17 protein-coding genes are annotated in these 17,909 nt (G+C 69.7%); 8 read left to right on the top strand and 9 right to left on the bottom strand.

Annotated features, from left to right (window positions below):
- Positions 1–224 precede the first annotated feature (224 nt).
- Positions 225–809 (top strand): hypothetical protein, encoded by a 585-nt coding sequence (locus tag BLU09_RS01595; RefSeq protein WP_090484636.1) that lies wholly within the window; start codon positions 225–227, stop codon positions 807–809.
- A gap of 24 nt (positions 810–833) precedes the next feature.
- Here BLU09_RS01595 and BLU09_RS01600 read toward each other — a convergent pair whose 3' ends face one another.
- Entirely contained in the window at positions 834–2,843 is a 2,010-nt protein-coding gene (locus BLU09_RS01600; protein ID WP_090484638.1) for a c-type cytochrome, read from the bottom strand.
- A 249-nt stretch (positions 2,844–3,092) separates the two neighbouring features.
- Here BLU09_RS01600 and BLU09_RS01605 point away from each other — a divergent pair, with 249 nt between their 5' ends.
- Together BLU09_RS01605 and BLU09_RS01610 are read left to right on the top strand one after the other, a co-directional pair.
- On the top strand, positions 3,093–4,622 hold the full coding sequence (locus tag BLU09_RS01605) for a sensor histidine kinase (protein WP_090484640.1): 1,530 nt from the start codon (positions 3,093–3,095) through the stop codon (positions 4,620–4,622).
- The gene (locus tag BLU09_RS01610) at positions 4,619–5,317 is read left to right on the top strand and encodes a response regulator transcription factor (protein WP_011551466.1); all 699 of its coding nucleotides are present in this window, start codon (positions 4,619–4,621) and stop codon (positions 5,315–5,317) included. The genes BLU09_RS01605 and BLU09_RS01610 overlap by 4 nt, the downstream gene beginning before the upstream one ends.
- A gap of 7 nt (positions 5,318–5,324) precedes the next feature.
- Here BLU09_RS01610 and BLU09_RS01615 read toward each other — a convergent pair whose 3' ends face one another.
- Positions 5,325–6,023 (bottom strand): class I SAM-dependent methyltransferase, encoded by a 699-nt coding sequence (locus BLU09_RS01615; RefSeq protein ID WP_186817798.1) that lies wholly within the window; start codon positions 6,021–6,023, stop codon positions 5,325–5,327.
- 152 nt (positions 6,024–6,175) lie between these two features.
- On the opposite strand from BLU09_RS01615, the gene BLU09_RS01620 reads away from it, so the two are divergent.
- Positions 6,176–7,873: a ligand-binding sensor domain-containing protein gene (locus tag BLU09_RS01620; RefSeq protein ID WP_090484645.1), complete on the top strand. Its 1,698-nt coding sequence runs from the start codon at positions 6,176–6,178 to the stop codon at positions 7,871–7,873.
- Positions 7,874–7,951: 78 nt separating this feature from the next.
- On the opposite strand, the gene BLU09_RS01625 is transcribed toward BLU09_RS01620, so the two are convergent.
- The 4 genes from BLU09_RS01625 to BLU09_RS01640 all read right to left on the bottom strand — a co-directional run bounded on the left by BLU09_RS01625 (position 7,952) and on the right by BLU09_RS01640 (position 10,478).
- Entirely contained in the window at positions 7,952–8,536 is a 585-nt protein-coding gene (locus BLU09_RS01625) for a hypothetical protein (protein ID WP_090484646.1), read from the bottom strand.
- 131 nt (positions 8,537–8,667) lie between these two features.
- Positions 8,668–9,657, bottom strand: coding sequence for a WD40 repeat domain-containing protein (locus BLU09_RS01630; RefSeq protein ID WP_090484649.1), 990 nt, complete (start codon positions 9,655–9,657; stop codon positions 8,668–8,670).
- Between the two features lie 9 nt (positions 9,658–9,666).
- On the bottom strand, positions 9,667–9,861 hold the full coding sequence (locus BLU09_RS01635) for a hypothetical protein (protein WP_090484651.1): 195 nt from the start codon (positions 9,859–9,861) through the stop codon (positions 9,667–9,669).
- A 35-nt stretch (positions 9,862–9,896) separates the two neighbouring features.
- Entirely contained in the window at positions 9,897–10,478 is a 582-nt protein-coding gene (locus BLU09_RS01640) for a hypothetical protein (protein ID WP_090486920.1), read from the bottom strand.
- 299 nt (positions 10,479–10,777) lie between these two features.
- Between BLU09_RS01640 and BLU09_RS01645 the strand changes: the two genes are divergently transcribed.
- Entirely contained in the window at positions 10,778–12,142 is a 1,365-nt protein-coding gene (locus tag BLU09_RS01645) for a sigma 54-interacting transcriptional regulator (protein WP_090484653.1), read from the top strand.
- A 138-nt stretch (positions 12,143–12,280) separates the two neighbouring features.
- Entirely contained in the window at positions 12,281–12,925 is a 645-nt protein-coding gene (locus tag BLU09_RS01650) for a DUF3332 domain-containing protein (RefSeq protein WP_090484655.1), read from the top strand.
- A 106-nt stretch (positions 12,926–13,031) separates the two neighbouring features.
- Here the strand turns inward: BLU09_RS01650 and BLU09_RS01655 are convergent, their stop codons facing one another.
- Both BLU09_RS01655 and BLU09_RS01660 read right to left on the bottom strand, forming a co-directional pair.
- Complete coding sequence (locus BLU09_RS01655) at positions 13,032–13,607, bottom strand: hypothetical protein (RefSeq protein WP_090484657.1); 576 nt, start codon at positions 13,605–13,607, stop codon at positions 13,032–13,034.
- Positions 13,604–14,950 (bottom strand): hypothetical protein, encoded by a 1,347-nt coding sequence (locus tag BLU09_RS01660; protein WP_090484660.1) that lies wholly within the window; start codon positions 14,948–14,950, stop codon positions 13,604–13,606. The genes BLU09_RS01655 and BLU09_RS01660 overlap by 4 nt, the downstream gene beginning before the upstream one ends.
- Before the next feature lie 134 nt (positions 14,951–15,084).
- Here BLU09_RS01660 and BLU09_RS01665 point away from each other — a divergent pair, with 134 nt between their 5' ends.
- Together BLU09_RS01665 and BLU09_RS01670 are read left to right on the top strand one after the other, a co-directional pair.
- A complete protein-coding gene (locus BLU09_RS01665) occupies positions 15,085–15,741 on the top strand; it encodes a gluconate 2-dehydrogenase subunit 3 family protein (protein WP_090484662.1) in 657 nt (218 codons plus the stop codon).
- The gene (locus BLU09_RS01670; protein WP_090484664.1) at positions 15,738–17,390 is read left to right on the top strand and encodes a GMC family oxidoreductase; all 1,653 of its coding nucleotides are present in this window, start codon (positions 15,738–15,740) and stop codon (positions 17,388–17,390) included. Before BLU09_RS01665 ends, BLU09_RS01670 begins: the two co-directional genes overlap by 4 nt.
- 2 nt (positions 17,391–17,392) lie before the next feature.
- On the opposite strand, the gene BLU09_RS01675 is transcribed toward BLU09_RS01670, so the two are convergent.
- A complete protein-coding gene (locus BLU09_RS01675) occupies positions 17,393–17,899 on the bottom strand; it encodes a hypothetical protein (protein WP_244171346.1) in 507 nt (168 codons plus the stop codon).
- Positions 17,900–17,909 lie beyond the last annotated feature (10 nt).

Genomic DNA, 17,909 nt, shown 5'->3' on the forward strand with positions numbered 1-17,909 from the left:
CAGGGCAAACACGAGCAAGGGCAAGGAGGGGGTGGAGCGCATGGTGGGAAGCCTCAGCTTAGTCCGACGGGCGTATAAGGCACGAGGCAAGCCCGCTCGCCCGGAGGCCAAGCGGGGCCGGCGTCCGGAAGCGGTCAGCGACATGCGGGAAACGTCGCCGCGCGAGGCATCCTCCGGTCTACCATCCGCGCCGCTTCGGCAGGCGCACACGGGAGTCACACGGGATGAGGGCTGGAGGGCGCGCGGCATTGTTCATGGCACTGGCACTGGCGGCATGCCGGAGCCGACCTTCCGACACACCCGTGGTGGACGCGGGCACCCCAGCGCCCCCCGCCGAGCGCGCGGCGCTCCCCGACTGCGAGGTGCTGCTGTCCGCGGACGACCGCGAGCTGATGCTCCCCGGCTTCACCATGAAGCAGGAGCGCGCCTGCCCGACATGTGGCCCGCTGTGCAGCTTCCGCTCGGACGCGGAGCCCGGCCTCGCCGTCTCCATCACTTGGGACTGCAACGCCCGCTATGCCCAGTCGGACATCCACGAGTTGATGGCCCCCACGCTCCAGGCCGGCGGCGTGGAAGTGCCCGCGCTCGGCCGTGCCGCGGTGCGGCGCGCGCCCGCCCAGGGCATGTCCCAGGTGCTGGCCTGGGATGACGACACGGACTGCGCGGTCGTCGTCACCTGGCTGGGCGGTGAGACGGAGCGGGCCGTGGAGGTGGCGCGCTCGGCGCTCATCGCCACCAGGCCCGCCGTGCTCGACGCGGGGATACCCGGTGCCCCCAAAGAAGACGCGGGGGACGCCGGCGAGCCCTGAGGCCCACCGGACAGATTCCGTCCCCTACAGCGTGAGCAGGTACTCCACCAGGTCGTCGACCTCGGCGTCGGTGAGCTGCGCCGTCACGCCGTGCTGGTTCGACTCGCGGCCCTGCATCAGCCGGTCCTTCAGCGACACGGCGCTGCCGTCATGCAGGTACGGCGCGGTGCGGGCCAGCCCCAACAGCGACGGCGTGTTGAGCCCCTGCTTGCGCACCACCGGGTCATCCTGGAGCGGCCCCGAGGTGACGAAGGTGCCCACGTCGGCCTGCGTGTTGAGGGTGAAGTGCTCCCCTCCGTGGCAGGTGTCACACGCGGCCTTGCGGAACACGGCCTCGCCGCGTGTCTGCGCGTCGGTGAGGACGTCGGCCCTGTGCGGGTTGTCCGGCGCGGGCAACACGTCGATGAAGTCGGACAACTGCGCCACCATGACGCCGTCCAACACCGTCCCACCCATGCGGTGGCGCACCGTCGCGTCGAGGAAGTCGCGCATGGTGGAGAACTCGCCGCTCCAGTGGAACGGCCCCGTCTTCGTCATGCTCCGGCCCGCGAGGCTGGGCGTCTGACGAGGCCCGTCCGGGAAGCCCCAGACGTGGCCATCCTCGCGGCCATCGGGATGGCAGCTCGCGCACGACGCGCCCACCGAGGTACTGGCCATGCGCGAGTCCAGCGCGCTGAAGAACAGCTTGCGGCCCGCCACCTCATTGGGCCCCAGCACGTCCCCGGCGATGGGCAGCGGCGCGCCGTCCGTGCGGATGTTGGCGGTGCCACCCGCGCCGTCGCTCACCAGCGTCGTCACCGTGTGGTCGAACGCGTTGTAGACGTAGGCCTTGCGCCCATCCCGCGTCATCGCGATGCCGGTGGGGCCGGAGCCCACGCGCACCAACTGGCGCACCGTGCTGCCCAGGCCCGACCTCAAATCCGAGCCCGAACGGCGTCCCGTGGGGATGATGGCGACGTTGTCCGTCTCCCGGTTCACCACGAAGGCCCACAGGCCCGTCGGGTCCACCACCGCCGCCACCGGCCCCTGGATGGGGTGCGTCGACTCCGGGCTGATGATGGTGGAGGGCGGGAAGTCCGGCGACAGGTCCGGCGGCGGACGGCACCGGTCCAGGTCATCCACCCGGGGCGAGCCCGTGTCCGTGTCGAAGGTGACCAGCCCTGGCGCCACCACGCCGCCCGTGTTGCAGGGCCCACCACCGCCGTAGAGCGAGCCCCCGCTCGGCGGAGTGGGCGTCCCGTCTGGAGACAGCGGGTCCTCCCGCGCCCACATCACCGTCGCCAGCGCGCGCTCTCCATCCGGCGTCACCGCGACGCTCGACATGCTGCGCGGCTGGAAGCGGATGTCCGCGGCCGGGGGCAGCGGCGTCAGCCCGTCCGGGGACGCGGCCACGTGGTCCCGGACATTGGCGCGCGCGTACAGGTCCGTCTGCTCACGCACCACGCGGGGCCGGTCCGCGTCCGTCAGGTCCACTGAGACCAGGTCGCCCTGGCGGAAGCGGGTGATGAGCGCGCGCTTGCCGCCCTGCGCCAACGCGATGCCTCGGGGCTCATCCCCCACCGGCAATTCCCAGCGCACCGACAGCGAGCGCGTGTCCACCGCCATCAACGAGCCGTGGCTCGACGTCGCCAGCGCGGCGCTGTTCACCACGTACAGCGTGTCCCCGGCGGGCGACACCGACAGGCCCACGGGCTCCACGCCCACCGCGATGCGGGCCGCCTCGTTCCAGTCCCCCCGGCGGATGACGGACACGCTGCGCGAGCCGCGGTTGGAGACGTAGACGGTGTCGTCCGGCCCCACCGCCACGCGCTCGGGAAGGAGGCCCACCTTCACCTCGCCCACCTTTTCACGACGCGCCGTGTCCACCACGGCGAGGACGCCGTTGTCCGAGTCCACCACGTAGAGAAAGGCGTCATCCCGGCTGAGCGCCACCGAGCCCGACGCCTGGGTCCAGGTCGCCTGGGCATCGCGGTCTTCACACGCCGGAAGCGCGAGCATCGAGGCCAGCACCGTGGCCAGGACCGTCCGTCTCATGGAGGGGTTCCCTTCCTCGCGGCGGCCCGTCCCACCCACCAGCCACCGGGCGGCCGCATCCTGAGCGGGGAAGAAGGCGGCCGGCCCACGTCGCACGCCTGCCCCGCAGGCACCCATGCTTGCACCAGAACACCCCCGAAGTCGATGATGTCCGCACACACTCCGGGTGAGTGGTGGACACTCCCTGTCGCGGGCGCGGATGAAACGCCACGAGCGTGTAGCGCCGGGTAGGGGTAAAGGAGAGGGGCCGTGTCCCGCACTCCGCCCCGATTCCTCAACTTCCGGCGCACGTTCGCGCTGCTCATCGTCCTGGTGGTGGTGCCATCCGCCGGCCTGTCCGGCTTCGGGGTGGTGGCCATCATCAACGAGCGCGCGGCCGTGGAGAAACGGCTGGAGGCCGCCTGGCGCGGCACGCTGGAGTCGCTGTCGGAGGAACTGCCGGGCATCCTCGCCTCGGCGAGCCTGGAGCCGGTGAATGGCCAACTCCAGTTCATCCTCCCCGACGGGCAGCCCGTGTCGGAGCCGGACGGCGCCTTCCAGTTGGAGGACGGACAGGTCCGCACCCGGGACCCCCAGCTGGCGGAGGCGCTCACCACCGTGGTGCCCGAGGCGGGCGGACTGCCCACCGAGCCCACCGTCTTCTCGCTCACCGCGGGCGGGCGCGCGGTGCTGGTGGCCGCCGAGCGACGCGGCAGCGTGGTGCACGGCGTGCGGCTGTCGGTGCAGCAGCTGGAGGCCCTGCTGGCCGAGCGCGTGGACCCCCGGGCCGTGTCCAGTGAACCGGTGCGCTTCGCCCTGCTGCCCGTGCCCCGGGAGCCCTCCGAGGGCGGGCTGATGGGACGGCTGGTGTCCGAGGTGGCGCAGGCGCGCGCCAGCGCCCTGGGGCCCACGGGGCTCGCTGAGCGCGTGCTGTCCTCGCCCCTCCAGGACTTCCGGCTGGTGGTGCTGCCCACCGGCGAGGACCCGGTGGCGCGCGCGTCCACGCGCAACCGCGTGCTGTACGGCGTGCTGCTGGGCGTGTTCTACCTGACGCTCACCTTCGGCGTCGTCTACACCGGCCGCGCGCTCTACCGTGAGGCGCAGCTGTCGCGGATGAAGACGGACTTCGTGTCGCTGGTGAGCCACGAGCTGCGCACCCCCCTCACGTCCATCCGCATGTTCATCGAGACCCTGGCCCTGGGGCGGCTGAAGGACCCGGCGCAGATGCAGGAGGTGCTCACCCTGCTGATGCGCGAAACGGAACGCCTGTCCATCTTCGTCGAGCGCGTGCTGGACTGGGCGCGCATCGAAGGCGGGCGCAAGGTGTACCAGCGCGAAATCGTGCCGGTGTCGGAGCTCGTGAACGCGGCGGTGGAGGCCTTCCGCACCCAGCGCATGGAGGACGGCGTGGACCTGACGGTGGAGGTGTCAGACGGCTTGCCCGCGCTGGACGTGGACCGGGCCGCGGTGGCCGGCGCGCTGCTCAACCTGCTGCAGAATGCCTACAAGTACAGTGGGCCGGACAACCGCCGCATCACCCTCCAGGTCCGGGGCAGCGGCAAGGGCGTGGACCTCTCGGTGGAGGACAACGGCGTGGGCATCGCTCCGCAGGAGCGCAATCGCATCTTCGAGCGCTTCTATCGCGTGGACAACCTGCTGACGCGCAGGACGGAAGGCAGCGGGCTGGGGCTGGCCATTACCCGGCGCATCATCGAAACCCACGGAGGCCGCATCTCCGTGCAGAGCGAGCCAGGCAAGGGAAGCCGGTTCACCATCCACCTGCCGGCGGGGAAGGCATGAGCGACAAGACGCGGAGCATCCTGGTCGTGGAGGACGACCTGTCCATCCTCACGGGCCTGTCCATGAACCTGCGCTTCGAGGGCTACGAGGTGCTCCAGGCCCAGGATGGCCGCACCGGGCTGGCGCGCGCGCTGGACGAGTCGCCGGACCTGGTGGTGCTGGACGTCATGCTGCCGGAGCTCAATGGCTTCGAGGTCCTCAAGGAGCTGCGCCAGCGCGGCCGGGACACGCCCGTCGTCGTGCTCTCCGCCAAGGGCATGGAGACGGACAAGATTGTCGGCCTCAACCTGGGCGCGGACGACTACGTGGTGAAGCCGTTCGGCCTCCAGGAGCTGCTGGCCCGTATCAAGGCCGTGCTGCGCCGGCGCTACCCGTCCGCGGGGGCGGGCTCGCCGCCGCCGGTGACCTTCGGCGACGTGAGCGTGGACATGGCCGCCCGCACGGTGGCACGCGCGAGGACGCCGGTGGAGCTCACCGCGCAGGAGTTCAAGCTGCTGGCGCACTTCCTCGCGCACCCGGGACGCACCTTCACCCGCGAGGAGCTGCTGTCCGGCGCGTGGGGCTACCACTACGAAGGCAGCGCCCGCACCGTGGACAACTTCATGCGCCAGCTGCGCCTGAAGTTCGAGCCGGACCCGGAAGCCCCCCGCCACTTCCTCACCGTGCGCGGACTGGGCTACCGCTTCGAGCGCTGACGGGCGCTCACGGTCCGGCGATGCCGATGTGGCGCGAGTCCTCCAGGTCGAAGGGCTTGCCGTCGAAGCGGCCGTAGCGCTCGCGCGGCACCAACCCCGCCGCGGTGAGCGCCGCGTCCAGCTCCTCCGGCGTGAAGTGCCGCAGCTTGAGGCGGCGGATGGGGCTGGGCCTACCGGGCGCACGCCGCTCGCGCAGGTGGAGGGTGAAGAGCGGGCGGCGAGGCTCCAGGCCGGCGCTGGGCGCCTCGTCGTCTCGGGGGAGCACGGGCTCGCGGGGCGTGTTGAGCACGTCGTAGACGAAGGAGCCATCCGGCGTGAGGTGGTGACGCACCGTGGCCAGCAACGCCTCCAGGTCGTCCTTTCCCGGCATCAGCCCCAATGCGTGCTGGGGCGCGAGCACCAGTGGGAACCGCTCGTCCAGGCGCAGCGAGCGGAGGTCCGCCACCTGGAAGCGCGCCCTGCGTGAGACGTCCTCGGGTTCCGAGTGCCGCCGTTCCTCGGCGGAGCGAATCATCACCCCCGAGGGGTCCACGCCCACGGCGTCATAGCCATCCCCCGCCAGCGCCCACACCACCCGGCCATTGGCGGCTCCCAACACCAGCACGGGCCCGCCATGCTCGGCCGCCTGGCGTGTGTAGAACAGGAGGTCCGGCTCCTGAGCGACAAGAGAAAGTGGCATCCGGCCCCGCGCGTCATGACCACGCATTCGAGGAAGGAAGTAGCACGAATCCGGCCTCGCCCGGGACAGGCACGTACGCACGCTGGGAAGCGGATTACCCACATCGTGTCCGGCGCCCGACGGACACACCACGCTTCAAGGCTGCTCGTGCTGGCACCGTCCTTGCGAATGAACGGGGATTGAACACGACGACCCACTTCGGGCCGGTCGGCTATTCAGCGGGGAACGGTGACGAGATGAAGCGCGGATGGGGATGGGCGGGCGCGCTCTTCGTGGCGGGTTGGGTGTGGACGGGTTGTGGCTCGGGGGGCGACACGACGGGCACCGAGGGCTTGGACATCCCGCCCTCGGAACTCCCCCAAACCCCGGAAGGCGATGCAGGTACGCCGGACGCGGGCACGCTGGACTCAGGGACACCAGACGAGCCCGACGCGGGAGAACCGGATTCGGGCACGCCGGATGACGACGGTGGCACGCCGGATTCGGGCACGCCGGATGACGACGGTGGCACGCCGGACGGGGGCCCCGTGGAAGTGCCCCTGCCCACGCCTTCCGCGGCGAACTGGGAGTTCTTCGGCCGCGAGGCGGGCGGCCCCCGCTTCATCCACGGCGTGAGCGCGGACGCATCCGGTAACATCTGGGTGGCAGGCGGCGAAGAAGGGCTCTTCCTGATGAAGAAGGGTGAGCGCACCTTCCGGCGGTACACGATGGCGGAGGGCCTGCGCCCGTACGGCTACATGCCGGACGGCAGCGCGCCGCCGGGACCGAAGTACCTCAAGGTCATCTCTGTCGCGGGCGCTTGGAACGACACCGTCTTCGTCGGCTACGAAGGCATGCCGGGCGACGGCGCGCTCCACTGCGAGAACAACTGGGACAGCAACGTGCCGGACCCCGCGCGCTACAAGAGCGGTGACGCCGACCGTGTCTCACTGCGCGCGGACGGCACGCTCGACGTCGTGCACTACGACATCTTCTCGGGACCGAACGTCGTCGACGCCGAGCTGCGAGGCCGCGAGAAGCTCTGCAACATCTGGCGCATCGCCTATGACGCGAAAACCAACAGCGTCTGGTTTGGCGCCAACCACGGCTTCGCCCGCGGTGATGCGGACTACCGCGGCGACCCGACGTGCAACGGACAGTTCCACTGCTGGGGCGTGGAGGAGCACTCGCACCCGGGCATCAACGCGTACATCTACTCGAACCCCACGGAGGACCGGGCCCAGCACGGAGAGGACCGGAGCCGGTGGAGGGTTCAGCCCGCGCTGCTCACGGATGCTTACTGGGGCCTGGGCGTGCGTCCGGACGGGGACGTCTGGGTCGGCGGCGCCAACCGGACGACGCGCTACTTCTACGGCACCGTCGCGAACGATTTCTGGGAGGGCCAGACGCGGACGGAGTCCCGGGCCTACGCATGGAACCGCATCGACATCTGGGCGGACGCGGTGGGCGAGGAGCGCTACTCCCGTCCGGAGCAGCGCACGGATGACCTGGTCTCCGGCATCGCCGTCGTGGGCACCTCCGCTTGGGTGGGCTCCTTCGGCCACGGCCTCGCGGAGCTGAACGACAGCGGCCAGGTGGTGCGCACGCTGAAGAGCGAGCTGGCCGCGCCGCACGTGGCCAGCGTGGCGGCGGACCCGGCCAACGGCAGCATCTGGGCCGGTCACAGCTGGGGCGGCGGCCTCTCCCGTGTCCGGGGCGGCTCCGTCTCCCACTACGGCCTCTCCGTGCTCGGGCGTGAGCTGTCCAGCATGCGCGTGCCGGACATCCAGGTGGACCGCTCCGGCCCGCGGCGGCGCATCTTGGTTGCCTTCCAGGGCGCCACGCTGAGCGACGGCACCGTGATGCCGGGCACCATCGGCATCTACTCCGGGGATTGAGCGGTCTCTTAATCGGAACGTGGGCGGCGGCCGGGATTCTTCACGGGAGCCCGGCCGTCGCCTGTTCTTGACTCGTGGCTACTTGTACCAGGGGTACGTCAGGTTGGAGGGGAGCAGGAAGGCCCAGCCCGCATCGATGACCACGGGCCCCTCGCCGGGCCTGCCATAGACTTCCACCGGGACCTTCGTGACACCCTCGTCGTAGGGGTAGGCCATCGGCATGTCCCCGGTACGCAGACGCACGTCCCGCAGCGCCACGCGATGTTCCTTCACGTTGTACAGCGTAGCCACGAAGCGAACGCGCTCGTCGTCGTCGCTCGGCACTTCCTCGCGAAGCACGGTCATCAGCATCGGGGTCCGCGCATCCGCCTTCACGCTGCGAACGAGGTTCCGCGTGTAGCGCGACCCACGCCAGAGGACCAGCAAGCCCGCGATGAGCAGGATGGCGCCCCAGCCAAAAAACGCCACGAGCTCCGTCAGCTCGTCCCGTCCGGCGTCCATCAACTGGTGACGTTGGGACCACCCATAGAGCATCAACACCGCCCCCACGAGGGCCATCACGACGCCTATCCGGCGGGTCGACGACAGGTCCTGTCGCAACAAGGCAAGCAGCGCGTCACGGTTCAACTGCGCGGTCCTCGTCAGGGAGCTCGCGTTCGGCATCGTGCCAAGCCTCCGGAATCAATGCCCAGCGTCCTAAGCCAGTCAGCCTGCCGCCGATAGCGCGCGATGAGCGTTTCGGGGGCTTTCCGGGCCGGGAAAGGCGGAGCGCCACCCGCGCGCCACCCACGCCGTCAGTCGGCCACGGCCCACAGCCCCACGGTGCCATCCCCCTGCCCCCAGGCCACGAAGCGCCCGTCGGGGGAGAAGACGGCATCACTCGACTGGAGGTCGTTGTCGTCGCCGGCACGAAAGAGGACCTCTCCCGTGTCGAAGTGGTGCAGGGCGAAACCCGGACCGTCGTGCGCAGCGGCGAGCAGGTGCCCCTCCGGGTGGAAGTCCAGGTTGTAGGCGTAGCCGTAGAAGCCTGGAATCGTCCGGACGAGGCGGCGCTCCTCTGTGTGGACGACGGCGACATTTTGAGTGGGGCCCCCCACGACAAGCAGGGGCTCCCGGGGATGGAACGCGACACTCCAGGCCGTCGATGCATCGATGGGCATCGTCCACGGCGGCCCTCCCGACGCCACCTCCCACAGCCAAAGGACGCCTCTCTGGTCATCGCTCCACAGCGTGGCGGCCGCCGCGGCGAAGCGGCCATCCGCCGAGAGGGCGCACGCGGTGACGGAGAACTCCCCCTCCGGCCACGGCAACTCTCGAATCGGACGCCAGGCGCGGACATCCCAGAGAAGGCCCGCTTCCTCGTCCATCACCGCGAGCAGATGGGAGCCGTCCCTGGACGCACAGAGCGTGGTGACCGCATGGGGCAGGAACTCCTGGCGCTGGAGAGAGCCATCCCTGGCGGACAGGGCCTTGAGGCTTGGCCGCCAGAGTCCCGAGGGCGACAGCGCCGGAGCGCCGATACAGAGCACCAGTTCCCCCACCGCCACGGCGGGAGCATCCAGAAGCGGCAACTCAGAGTCCATCACGGGATGGTCCGACACCGTCCTTAAATCCCACCACCGTAGATGTGCGGGGTGACCGTCCTTTGCGACCAGCACCGCGCCTCGGGAGTCGAAGCCCAGTCGCTGGCCCGAGGAGTAGGAGACGCGCACGGGGCCGAGCTGCCGCACGCGACTCAGCCGCGCGGCGTTGGCCGGGGTGATGATGGGACGTAGGGAGGTCATTGGCCTTCTCTAGAGGCAGGTCCCCGTGCTGTGGTCGGGGATGCACTCGGGCAGGATGACGCGCCCATCCATGATGTCGAGCTCGAGGTGATAGTTCATGGAGTACTCGGTGCCCTTGTCCGAGCGTGGCGCGGGGATGGAGCCGCCGCGAAGCTCCAGGCGCACCATCGAGAACGGCGCGACCAGGGCCGCGGCGTCGTGCACGTATTGAGCTGCGGCAACGAGAGGACGGCCGCTTCCTATTTGTACCAGGGGTACGTCAGGTTGGCCGGGAGCAGGAAGCCCCACCCCGCATCGATGACGATGGGCGCTTGGCCGGGCTTGCCATACACCTGCACCGGTACTTGGGTGACACCTTCCTTGTATGGGTACTGCAGCGGTTTGTCCCCCTGGCGGAAATGCACGTTCCGGAGCACCACGCGCTGTTGCTCCGGGCTGTACAGGGTGGCGACGAACAGGAAGTGCTCGTCATCTCCCGGCACTCGCTTGCGCTCCACCGTCATCAGCAACAACGTCCGTTCATCGGACTCCACGCTTCTCACCAACCTCCGCGTGTAGCGGGGCGCCAGCCAGAAGGCGGCCAGACCGATGACAATCAAGAGACTCCCCCAGATGGGGAGCTGGGCGCTGAACGGCCATCGGAACCTTCCGGAATCGAGCGCCCGCTGGAACGATGACGCGCCGTAAAGCACCGCCAACGTCCCCAACGCCACGCCCACGCTGGCCCAGCGGAAGGAGCCCGCGAGGCGCTGTCGCAGCGCATCAATCAATTCGTCACGATTCCCCTGCACGGGCTTCACCTTGGGACGCGCATCCGTCACCACAGAGGACCTCCAGGTTCACTGACCCGCGTCCTAAGCCGCTCCGCTTCGTGCCGATAGCCTCCGTCGACCGCGCACCGGCCCTGCCGGGCGTGCAAATTCCGCCCGTCGCGGGCCAGCGGACTTCCATGGGCCGCCGTGCGGCGACGCCGGGCTGCCCCGCTCGCCTTCGTCGCGCCCCGGGAGCCCGCCCCGCCCACCTCCGACCGGCCCACGCATGTCCGGCTGCCGGGCGGGCTTAATCCTGAGGGACAGGAAGTCACCACGAGGCGCGAAGCCGTCTAGAATCCCCTCCGGCCATGCCCGCCCTGCCCCCCGCACCCATCCCCTCTCACACCGTCATTGGCGCACGGACTCAAGGGGAACGGCTCTCCGCCCAGCTCTTCCACCTCGTCCTGCTGGACACCGAGCGCGCCGGCACCGTCTTCCCCCTGGCCAATGAAGCCCTCCGCGTGGGCAAGGCCCCGGACAATGACGTCGTCATCGACCACCCCACCGTGAGCCGCAACCACCTGGTGGTGCGCCGCCAGGGGGACCGCTTCCTCGTGCAGGACCTGGGCTCCACCAACGGCACCTTCCTCGACGGTGCCCAGGTGCGTGAGGCCTTCCTCCGCCCTGGCGCCCTGCTGGAAGTCGGCGACGTGCGCCTGCGCTTCAGTCCCCAGGTCTCCCCGGTCCAGGTCGAGCCCATCCTGGAGGACCGGCTCGGCGACCTGGTGGGCCGCAGCCTGCCCATGCGGCAGATTTTCGCGCTGCTCCAGCGCATCGCGCCCACCGACTCCACCGTGCTGCTGGTCGGTGAGACGGGCTCCGGCAAGGGCGCCGCCGCCAAGGCCACCCACAAGCTCAGCCCCCGCGCGGGCGGTCCGCTCGTCGTCTTCGACTGCGCCAGCGTGTCCGACTCCCTCATCGAGAGCGAGCTGTTCGGCCATGAGAAGGGCGCCTTCACCGGCGCGGTGAGCCAGCGCATCGGCTGCCTGGAGCGCGCCAACGGCGGCACCCTCTTCCTGGACGAAATCGACGACCTCGCCCTGGACCTCCAACCCAAGCTGCTGCGCGCCATCGAGGACCGGGAGTTCCGCCGGCTCGGCGCCTCCACCCCCATCTCCTTCGACGCGCGCATCATCGTCGCCAGCAAGAAGGACCTGTGGGCGGAGACGCAGGCGGGCCGCTTCCGCGAGGACCTCTACTTCCGCCTCTCCGTCTTCACCGTCAGCCTGCCCTCGCTCCGGGACCGCAAGGAGGACATCCCCCTGCTGGTGGATGCCTTCGCGGGCGAAGGCCTGTGGCCCCGGCTGCCGGAGAAGATTCGCGAGCAGTTCACCGGGCACACCTGGCCGGGCAACGTGCGCGAATTGCGCAATGCCCTGGAGCGCGCCCGGCACATGGTGGACATTCCAGAGCTAGCCGGGGACACCCTGCTGCGCGAGTTCACCCGCGAGGCCCCCGCCGCCGCCGGGGACTCCCTGCCGGTGGAGTTCACCGGCCCCTTCAAGGTCTGCAAGGACGAGCTCATCCGCGCCTTCGAGCGCGAGTACCTCACCCGGCTGCTGGGCCGCGCCAAAGGCAACATCGCCCGCGCCGCCCGCGAGGCCGAGCTGGACCGGAAGCACCTGTACTCGCTGCTCCACAAGTACGGACTCGTTCAGAGCGAGACGGACTGAGGCCCCCGCAGGCGTCTGGCGCGTCGGACTGGCAAACAGCGGACGGAGTGTGGAAGGGACTCGTGACACCCGTGCGAGCCGTGGCATGTTCGCGGCGCACTGGGAGTCAAGCCTCCCCCCTCTAGGAGACGTCAAAGAATGAAGCGTCCGTCCCCCTGGCTCGCCATGATGTTCGCCGGTTTCATGTCCATGCACGCCACCGGCTGCTTCGGCCAGTTCCAGCTCACGCAGAAGATCTGGAACTTCAACAAGAACATCTCCGGCAACAAGTTCGTGCAGTGGCTGATGTTCCTCGTGCTCACCATCATCCCCGTCTACGGGCTGGGCGCGTTCATCGACGCCATCGTCATCAACAGCATCGAGTTCTGGACGGGCAGCAACCCCGTCGCCAGCGTCGATGGCGCGCCGGAGACCACCCGCATCGTCAAGCTGAGCCCCACCGACACGCTGCGCCTGTCGCGTGACGTGGAGACGGGCGTCATGCGCATGGAGCTGGCGCGCGAGGGCCAGGAGACGATGGTCCGCTACTTCGAGCCGCTCGAGGACGGCATGGTGGTCCGCGACGACGCCGGCGCCATGCTCATCCAGGCCCAGGAGGCGACGGACGGCGCGGTGGCGGTGACGGATGCCGCCGGCACCACGCTGACGGTCCACGCCCGTGACGCGCTGGCCGTGGCCCGCCGCGTGTACGAAGAGGGTGGCGCGCAGGCGCTCGCGCAGCACGCCGTGGCCCAGGCCTCCGTGTCCCAGGGCCTGGCCAGCAACACCTGCGTGGCCCAATAGTCAGCACGTCCGCAGCTCACTGTTCGGAAATGTCGGGACATTCGCGGCACCCAAACCCCCGACATTTCCGAACAGCAGCCTGCCTGACGCGCTCCGGCCCCTCCCGCTATTCGGGAGGCGTGCCCGCGTCGGGAGGAGGAACGCCGCCGTCGAGCAACTGGCCCGGCTCCGGGCCGAAGGTCGCGTCCTGCGCCACCACGGAGAAGGTGCCCTCCAGGTTGCGGCCAGCGCCAAATCCATCGCCCCGGCTGAAGGACATGGAGAAGTCTCCGCGCGTGGGTTCGCCCGGGTTGCCTCCAGACTCCAGCTGCAAGTCACCCTTGTTCACCGGCCCGAAGACGCGCGCGGGCTCACCCGCGTTGAGGTGCACCACCGTGGCCCGCGCCTGCCCCGACGGCGTGGTGCCTGCGAGGTTCACCTTCGTCCCGGGACGCAGGTCCAGCCCTTCCGTGGACACGGTGAGGCGGACGACCAGGTCCACGTCCAAATCATTGTTCCGGTAGTAGCTGACCTGGAACGCCTCCGCGTTGCGCAGCACCTCCACGCGGGACACCTCCAGCGGGAAGAGCTCGGACACGCTGCCGCCCAGCGAGTTGTCCGCGAGGCCGCACGCGGCCAGCCCCGCCCCGGCCATCAGGGCCGACAAGCTCACGGCAGCAAGCGTGCGGGCCGCGCGCGTCATCGCTCCACCGCGAGCTTCAGCACGCCCTTGTCCTGCGCCACCACCGGCGCCCGGTACAGGACGACGCGCTTGCCATTGGAGAGGTACGCCAGCTTCGGCGACCAGCCACCGCCGGCGTCCACCAGCGTCTCCCGCCAGATGCCCTGGATGCGCGTGGAGATGACCAACGCGTCGTCGTTCGGGTTGCAGCTCGTGTCATTGCGGCCGGGCTCGGCGGCGCAGATGTAGAAGGCGATGGACGGCTCATGGTGGACCGGGTCGAAGGCCAGCGAGGGGTACCAGCCGCCCGTGCCGTTGTTGAACACGGGGTCCGGCATGGACCAGTCCCGCTCGGACGTGCAGGACGTCGCGGAGGCGTCAGCGCATTCCGTGTACGTCAGCGTGTTCGAGTTCCGGTTCAGCACGGCGACGCCGAACCCCTCGACCGAGTCATACGCGAGCGAGGCCCCGAGCTGCGTGTTCGGAACGGCCTGCACGCGCACCACCGGCGACCACGTGAGCCCGTCCGCATTGCGCCGCTGGAAGTGCACGTCCGTGCCGGTGGCCTGCGCGGCCTCTGGCGCCTTGTCGTGCACCAGAGCTGGCTGGGTCCCCGCCATCACCATGGAGATGTGCCCACCGTAACCCATCTTGGTATCACCGGAGGCCACCGCGACTCGGCGCTGCCAGTTCGTGGGCCCGCCGCTGGCAATCTCCAGGTCACTGGACTGGAAGTCTTGTCGCTCGTACTGCCCGTTTTTCCCATCCCGGTAGGCGACGATCGCCTCGCTCCCATTGAACACGATGGCGGGGTTGAGGCCGACGAGGAAGCCCACGTCCGTCGTGGGATTGACGGGCTGCGCCTCATTCGATTGCCGCACGACGATGCGCTCTGTCCACGCGCCGGAGGCACTGCGATAGGCCACCGCCAGGTCGCTCTGGAACCAGAACGAGGAAGGATCTTCACGGTCGCCGCCCAGGTACGTCACCACCGGCTGGCCGTCCGGTCCGAAGGCCACGGACACACCGTACACACGCTGCACGGTGGCGATGCGCTCCGCCGCGCCGAGCTGCCCGCCGTTGAACTCGCGGTACATCAGGTCCATGTTCTCCACGTTCTCCCGCATCGTCCCGTTGCGGACGAAGTACGCCATGCCGATGCGGTCCTGCGGACCCACGGCCATGGCGATGGAGGAGATGGGGTCGAACTGGCCCTCGCTCGAATCCACCACGAACTTCGCGAAGGACGAGGTGTCGATCGGACCGCCGTCGGGGTTACCGCCCGCGTCAGGGGGCGTCGGGTTGCTGTCCTTGCCACACCCCAGCGCGAGCACCAGGCCCAGAGCCCAGGCATGCCGTTTCATGTGCCACTCCTCGTGTGTTGTCGGCCCTGCACGTCGTGGCGGCATCCTACGCCAGCGCCGCGCGGCGGGGAGCAACCACGCATGTTTCATGAAGCCAGCGCGAAGCGCCTGCGTGCGCTAGGCTCGCGCGCCGTATGACACGTGCGCATTCCAATCGGGGGCGCCTGTCCCGGCGCTCCCTCATCCAGCGGATGACCTTCCTGGGCGGAGGCGTGGTGTTGCTCGGCCCCGCCTGCAAGCGCTCCTCCGAACCCCAAGAGAAGACGCCCCCCGCGGACACCGGCCCCCTGGCCGCGAAGCAGGACGGCCAGGCCCCGCGCACCTTCTCCTCCTTCGAGTACGCAGTGGTGGCCGCCGCCACCGAGCGCATCCTCCCGCGAGACGAAGACCCGGGCGCCCTCGATGCGAATGTCCCCGTCTACATCGACCGCATCCTCCAGACACCCGAGCTGGAGCCCGTGCGCGAGGACTTCCTCTCCGGCGTGGCGGCCCTGGAGCGCCGCGCCCAGCGCATGCACCAGAAGGGCTTCGCCGCCCTGACGGCCGAGCAGCAGGACGAGCTGCTCACCCTCTTCAAGGACAGCCCGCCCCGAAGCGGCGAGGCGCACTTCTTCGAGCTGCTGACGGTGATGACGCTGGAGGGCTTCCTCGGGGACCCGTCCTACGGCGGCAACCAGGGCAAGGTGGGCTGGCGGCTGATGGGCTTCGACACCGTGGGCACCGTCGCGTCCGCGCCGCCGGAAGGCTACGACGGACCCAAGTGCCTGCGTGAATGCGGGGTCCACCGATGAGCCTGCCCGAGGTGGACATCTGCATCATCGGCAGCGGCGCGGGCGGCGCGCCCATGGCGCTGGAGCTGGGCCGCGCGGGCTTCAAGGTGGTGGTGCTGGAGAAGGGCCCGCACTACCAACCCAAGGACTTCATCCACGACGAAATCCTGAACAGCCGCCGGAACTTCTTCATGCCGGTGCCGTGGGAGGAGCCACACCTGGTGCGCCAGGGCGCGAAGGGCCGCTACGAGAAGACGAGCGCGGCGTGGACCGCCAACTGCGTGGGCGGTGGCACGGTCCACATGAGCGGCTTCTTCTACCGGCTCAAGCCGGTGGACTTCCGGCTGCGCTCCACGCTGGGCGCCGTGCCCGGCTCCACCGTGGCGGACTGGCCCATCTCCTACGAGGAGCTGGCGCCCTTCTACGACAAGGCCGAGGCGGAGCTGGGCGTGTCCGGCGAGTCCGTCCCCCACCCCTTCGCCGAGCCGCGCAAGGGACCCTACCCGCTGCCGCCGCTGGACGTGCATCCGGTGGCGAAGGAAATCGACAAGGCGTGCGGCGCCATGGGCTGGCATTCCCTGCCCACCGCGCGCGGCATCCTCAGCAAGCCCTACCGGGGCCGCGCGCCGTGCTCATACTGCGCGCTGTGCGGCAGCTACGGCTGCGAGACGGGCGCGAAGAGCGGCACCAACGCCAGCCTCATCCCCGCCGCCGTCGCCACCGGCAACGTGGACCTGCGCCCCGGCTGCATGGCGCGCACGGTGGAGGTGGACAAGCAGGGCCGCGCGCGGAGCGTCGTCTACCTCGACGCGGACGGCGTGACGCGCGAGCAGCCGGCGAAGGTCATCGTCGTGTCCTGCACCGCCGTGGAGAGCGCGCGCCTGCTGCTCAACTCCACCTCCAGCCGCTTCCCAAAGGGCCTGGCCAACGGCAACGGGCTGGTGGGACGCAACCTCACCTTCAGCTCGTTCGGCGAATCCCACGCCACCTTCCGCCTGTCGAAGCAGTCCGCCGCGCGGCCGTGGCTGAAGGACCCGTCTCCCTTCGTCAACCGCAGCCTCCAGGACTTCTACCTGATGCCCGACGCCCAGTTCGGCTTCCGCAAGGGCGGCACGCTGGGCTTCATGTGGGCCCACCCCAATCCCATCCACGCCGCGGTGGGGCTGGCGGGCAAGGGCGAGAAGGCCCTCTTCGGCAAGGCGTTGAAGGACAAGATGCGGGAGTACCGCGACTCACGCATCCTCCAGTTCGAGGTGTACGCCGAGTTCCTCCCCACCGCCGGCACCTACGTCAGCGTGGAGGACGGCGTGAAGGACCGCTACGGCATCCCCGTGGCGGCCATCACCGTGGACCGGCACCCCATGGACCTGGCGGCCACGCGCTTCCTCGTGGAGCGCGGCGAGGAAGTCCTCCTGCGCCTGGACCCGGATGACGTCCGGCGCGGCACCACCAGCGGTGAGACGTCCATCCTCCAGCACGGCACCTGCCGCTTCGGCGACGACGCGGCGACGTCCGTGCTGGACCGCCACTGCCGCGCCCACGAGGTGCCCAACCTCTACGTGGTGGACGGCAGCTTCATGCCCACCGGCGGCAGCGTGCCGTCCACGCTCACCATCAGCGCCAACAGCTTCCGCGTGGCGGACCACCTGGTGCGCAAGCTCAAGGGCTGACGCTAGCGATTGCGCAGCGGCGTCACGTCCACCTTGATGATGTAGCGCGCCTGCATGTCGGACTCGAACTCGATGAGGTGGTCGCCCACGCCGGTGAGCTCCGCCTCCTCGGTGAAGGCGCCCTGCCGCTCCATCACGTCCAGCACCGCGCGGCCTTCCGTGGCCCGGCGGATGCGCGCCCGGCAGCCCTCTTCGTGGAACTGCACCACCGTTTCTCTGCCCGCCGCGGTGACGTCCTCCAGGAAGAAGCTCACCTTCACGGTGGAGGCTTCCTTCAACTGGACGATGAGCTGCTGCCGGCCAGGGAAGCGGCCTTCCGAATAACTTTCCGAACCGAGAATACAGCCCGCCACGCGGTCGCAGACAGGCCATGCCGCGCCGCAGGAGTCCTTCACACGCGCGCCGATGAAGTCCTCACGCGTGCCGTCGCAGCCTGCCCAAAGCGACGCAAAAAGCAGCACCGCTGCTGCCTGGGCCTTGCGGCCAAACACTGTTACAACCGGCGTCATCTTCAGACCC

The sequence above is a fragment of the Myxococcus virescens genome, assembly GCF_900101905.1.
GTDB lineage: Bacteria > Myxococcota > Myxococcia > Myxococcales > Myxococcaceae > Myxococcus > Myxococcus virescens.

Excerpts from the sequence above, each read along its gene's own strand:
- BLU09_RS01615 (WP_186817798.1), bottom strand. The coding sequence starts at position 6,023 with ATGCGTGGTCATGACGCGCGGGGCCGGATGCCACTTTCTCTTGTCGCT.
- BLU09_RS01600 (WP_090484638.1), bottom strand. The coding sequence starts at position 2,843 with ATGAGACGGACGGTCCTGGCCACGGTGCTGGCCTCGATGCTCGCGCTT.
- BLU09_RS01630 (WP_090484649.1), bottom strand. The coding sequence starts at position 9,657 with ATGACCTCCCTACGTCCCATCATCACCCCGGCCAACGCCGCGCGGCTG.
- BLU09_RS01655 (WP_090484657.1), bottom strand. The coding sequence starts at position 13,607 with ATGACGCGCGCGGCCCGCACGCTTGCTGCCGTGAGCTTGTCGGCCCTG.
- BLU09_RS01650 (WP_090484655.1), top strand. The coding sequence starts at position 12,281 with ATGAAGCGTCCGTCCCCCTGGCTCGCCATGATGTTCGCCGGTTTCATG.
- BLU09_RS01645 (WP_090484653.1), top strand. The coding sequence starts at position 10,778 with ATGCCCGCCCTGCCCCCCGCACCCATCCCCTCTCACACCGTCATTGGC.
- BLU09_RS01670 (WP_090484664.1), top strand. The coding sequence starts at position 15,738 with ATGAGCCTGCCCGAGGTGGACATCTGCATCATCGGCAGCGGCGCGGGC.
- BLU09_RS01625 (WP_090484646.1), bottom strand. The coding sequence starts at position 8,536 with ATGCCGAACGCGAGCTCCCTGACGAGGACCGCGCAGTTGAACCGTGAC.
- BLU09_RS01665 (WP_090484662.1), top strand. The coding sequence starts at position 15,085 with ATGACACGTGCGCATTCCAATCGGGGGCGCCTGTCCCGGCGCTCCCTC.
- BLU09_RS01610 (WP_011551466.1), top strand. The coding sequence starts at position 4,619 with ATGAGCGACAAGACGCGGAGCATCCTGGTCGTGGAGGACGACCTGTCC.
- BLU09_RS01675 (WP_244171346.1), bottom strand. The coding sequence starts at position 17,899 with ATGACGCCGGTTGTAACAGTGTTTGGCCGCAAGGCCCAGGCAGCAGCG.
- BLU09_RS01595 (WP_090484636.1), top strand. The coding sequence starts at position 225 with ATGAGGGCTGGAGGGCGCGCGGCATTGTTCATGGCACTGGCACTGGCG.
- BLU09_RS01660 (WP_090484660.1), bottom strand. The coding sequence starts at position 14,950 with ATGAAACGGCATGCCTGGGCTCTGGGCCTGGTGCTCGCGCTGGGGTGT.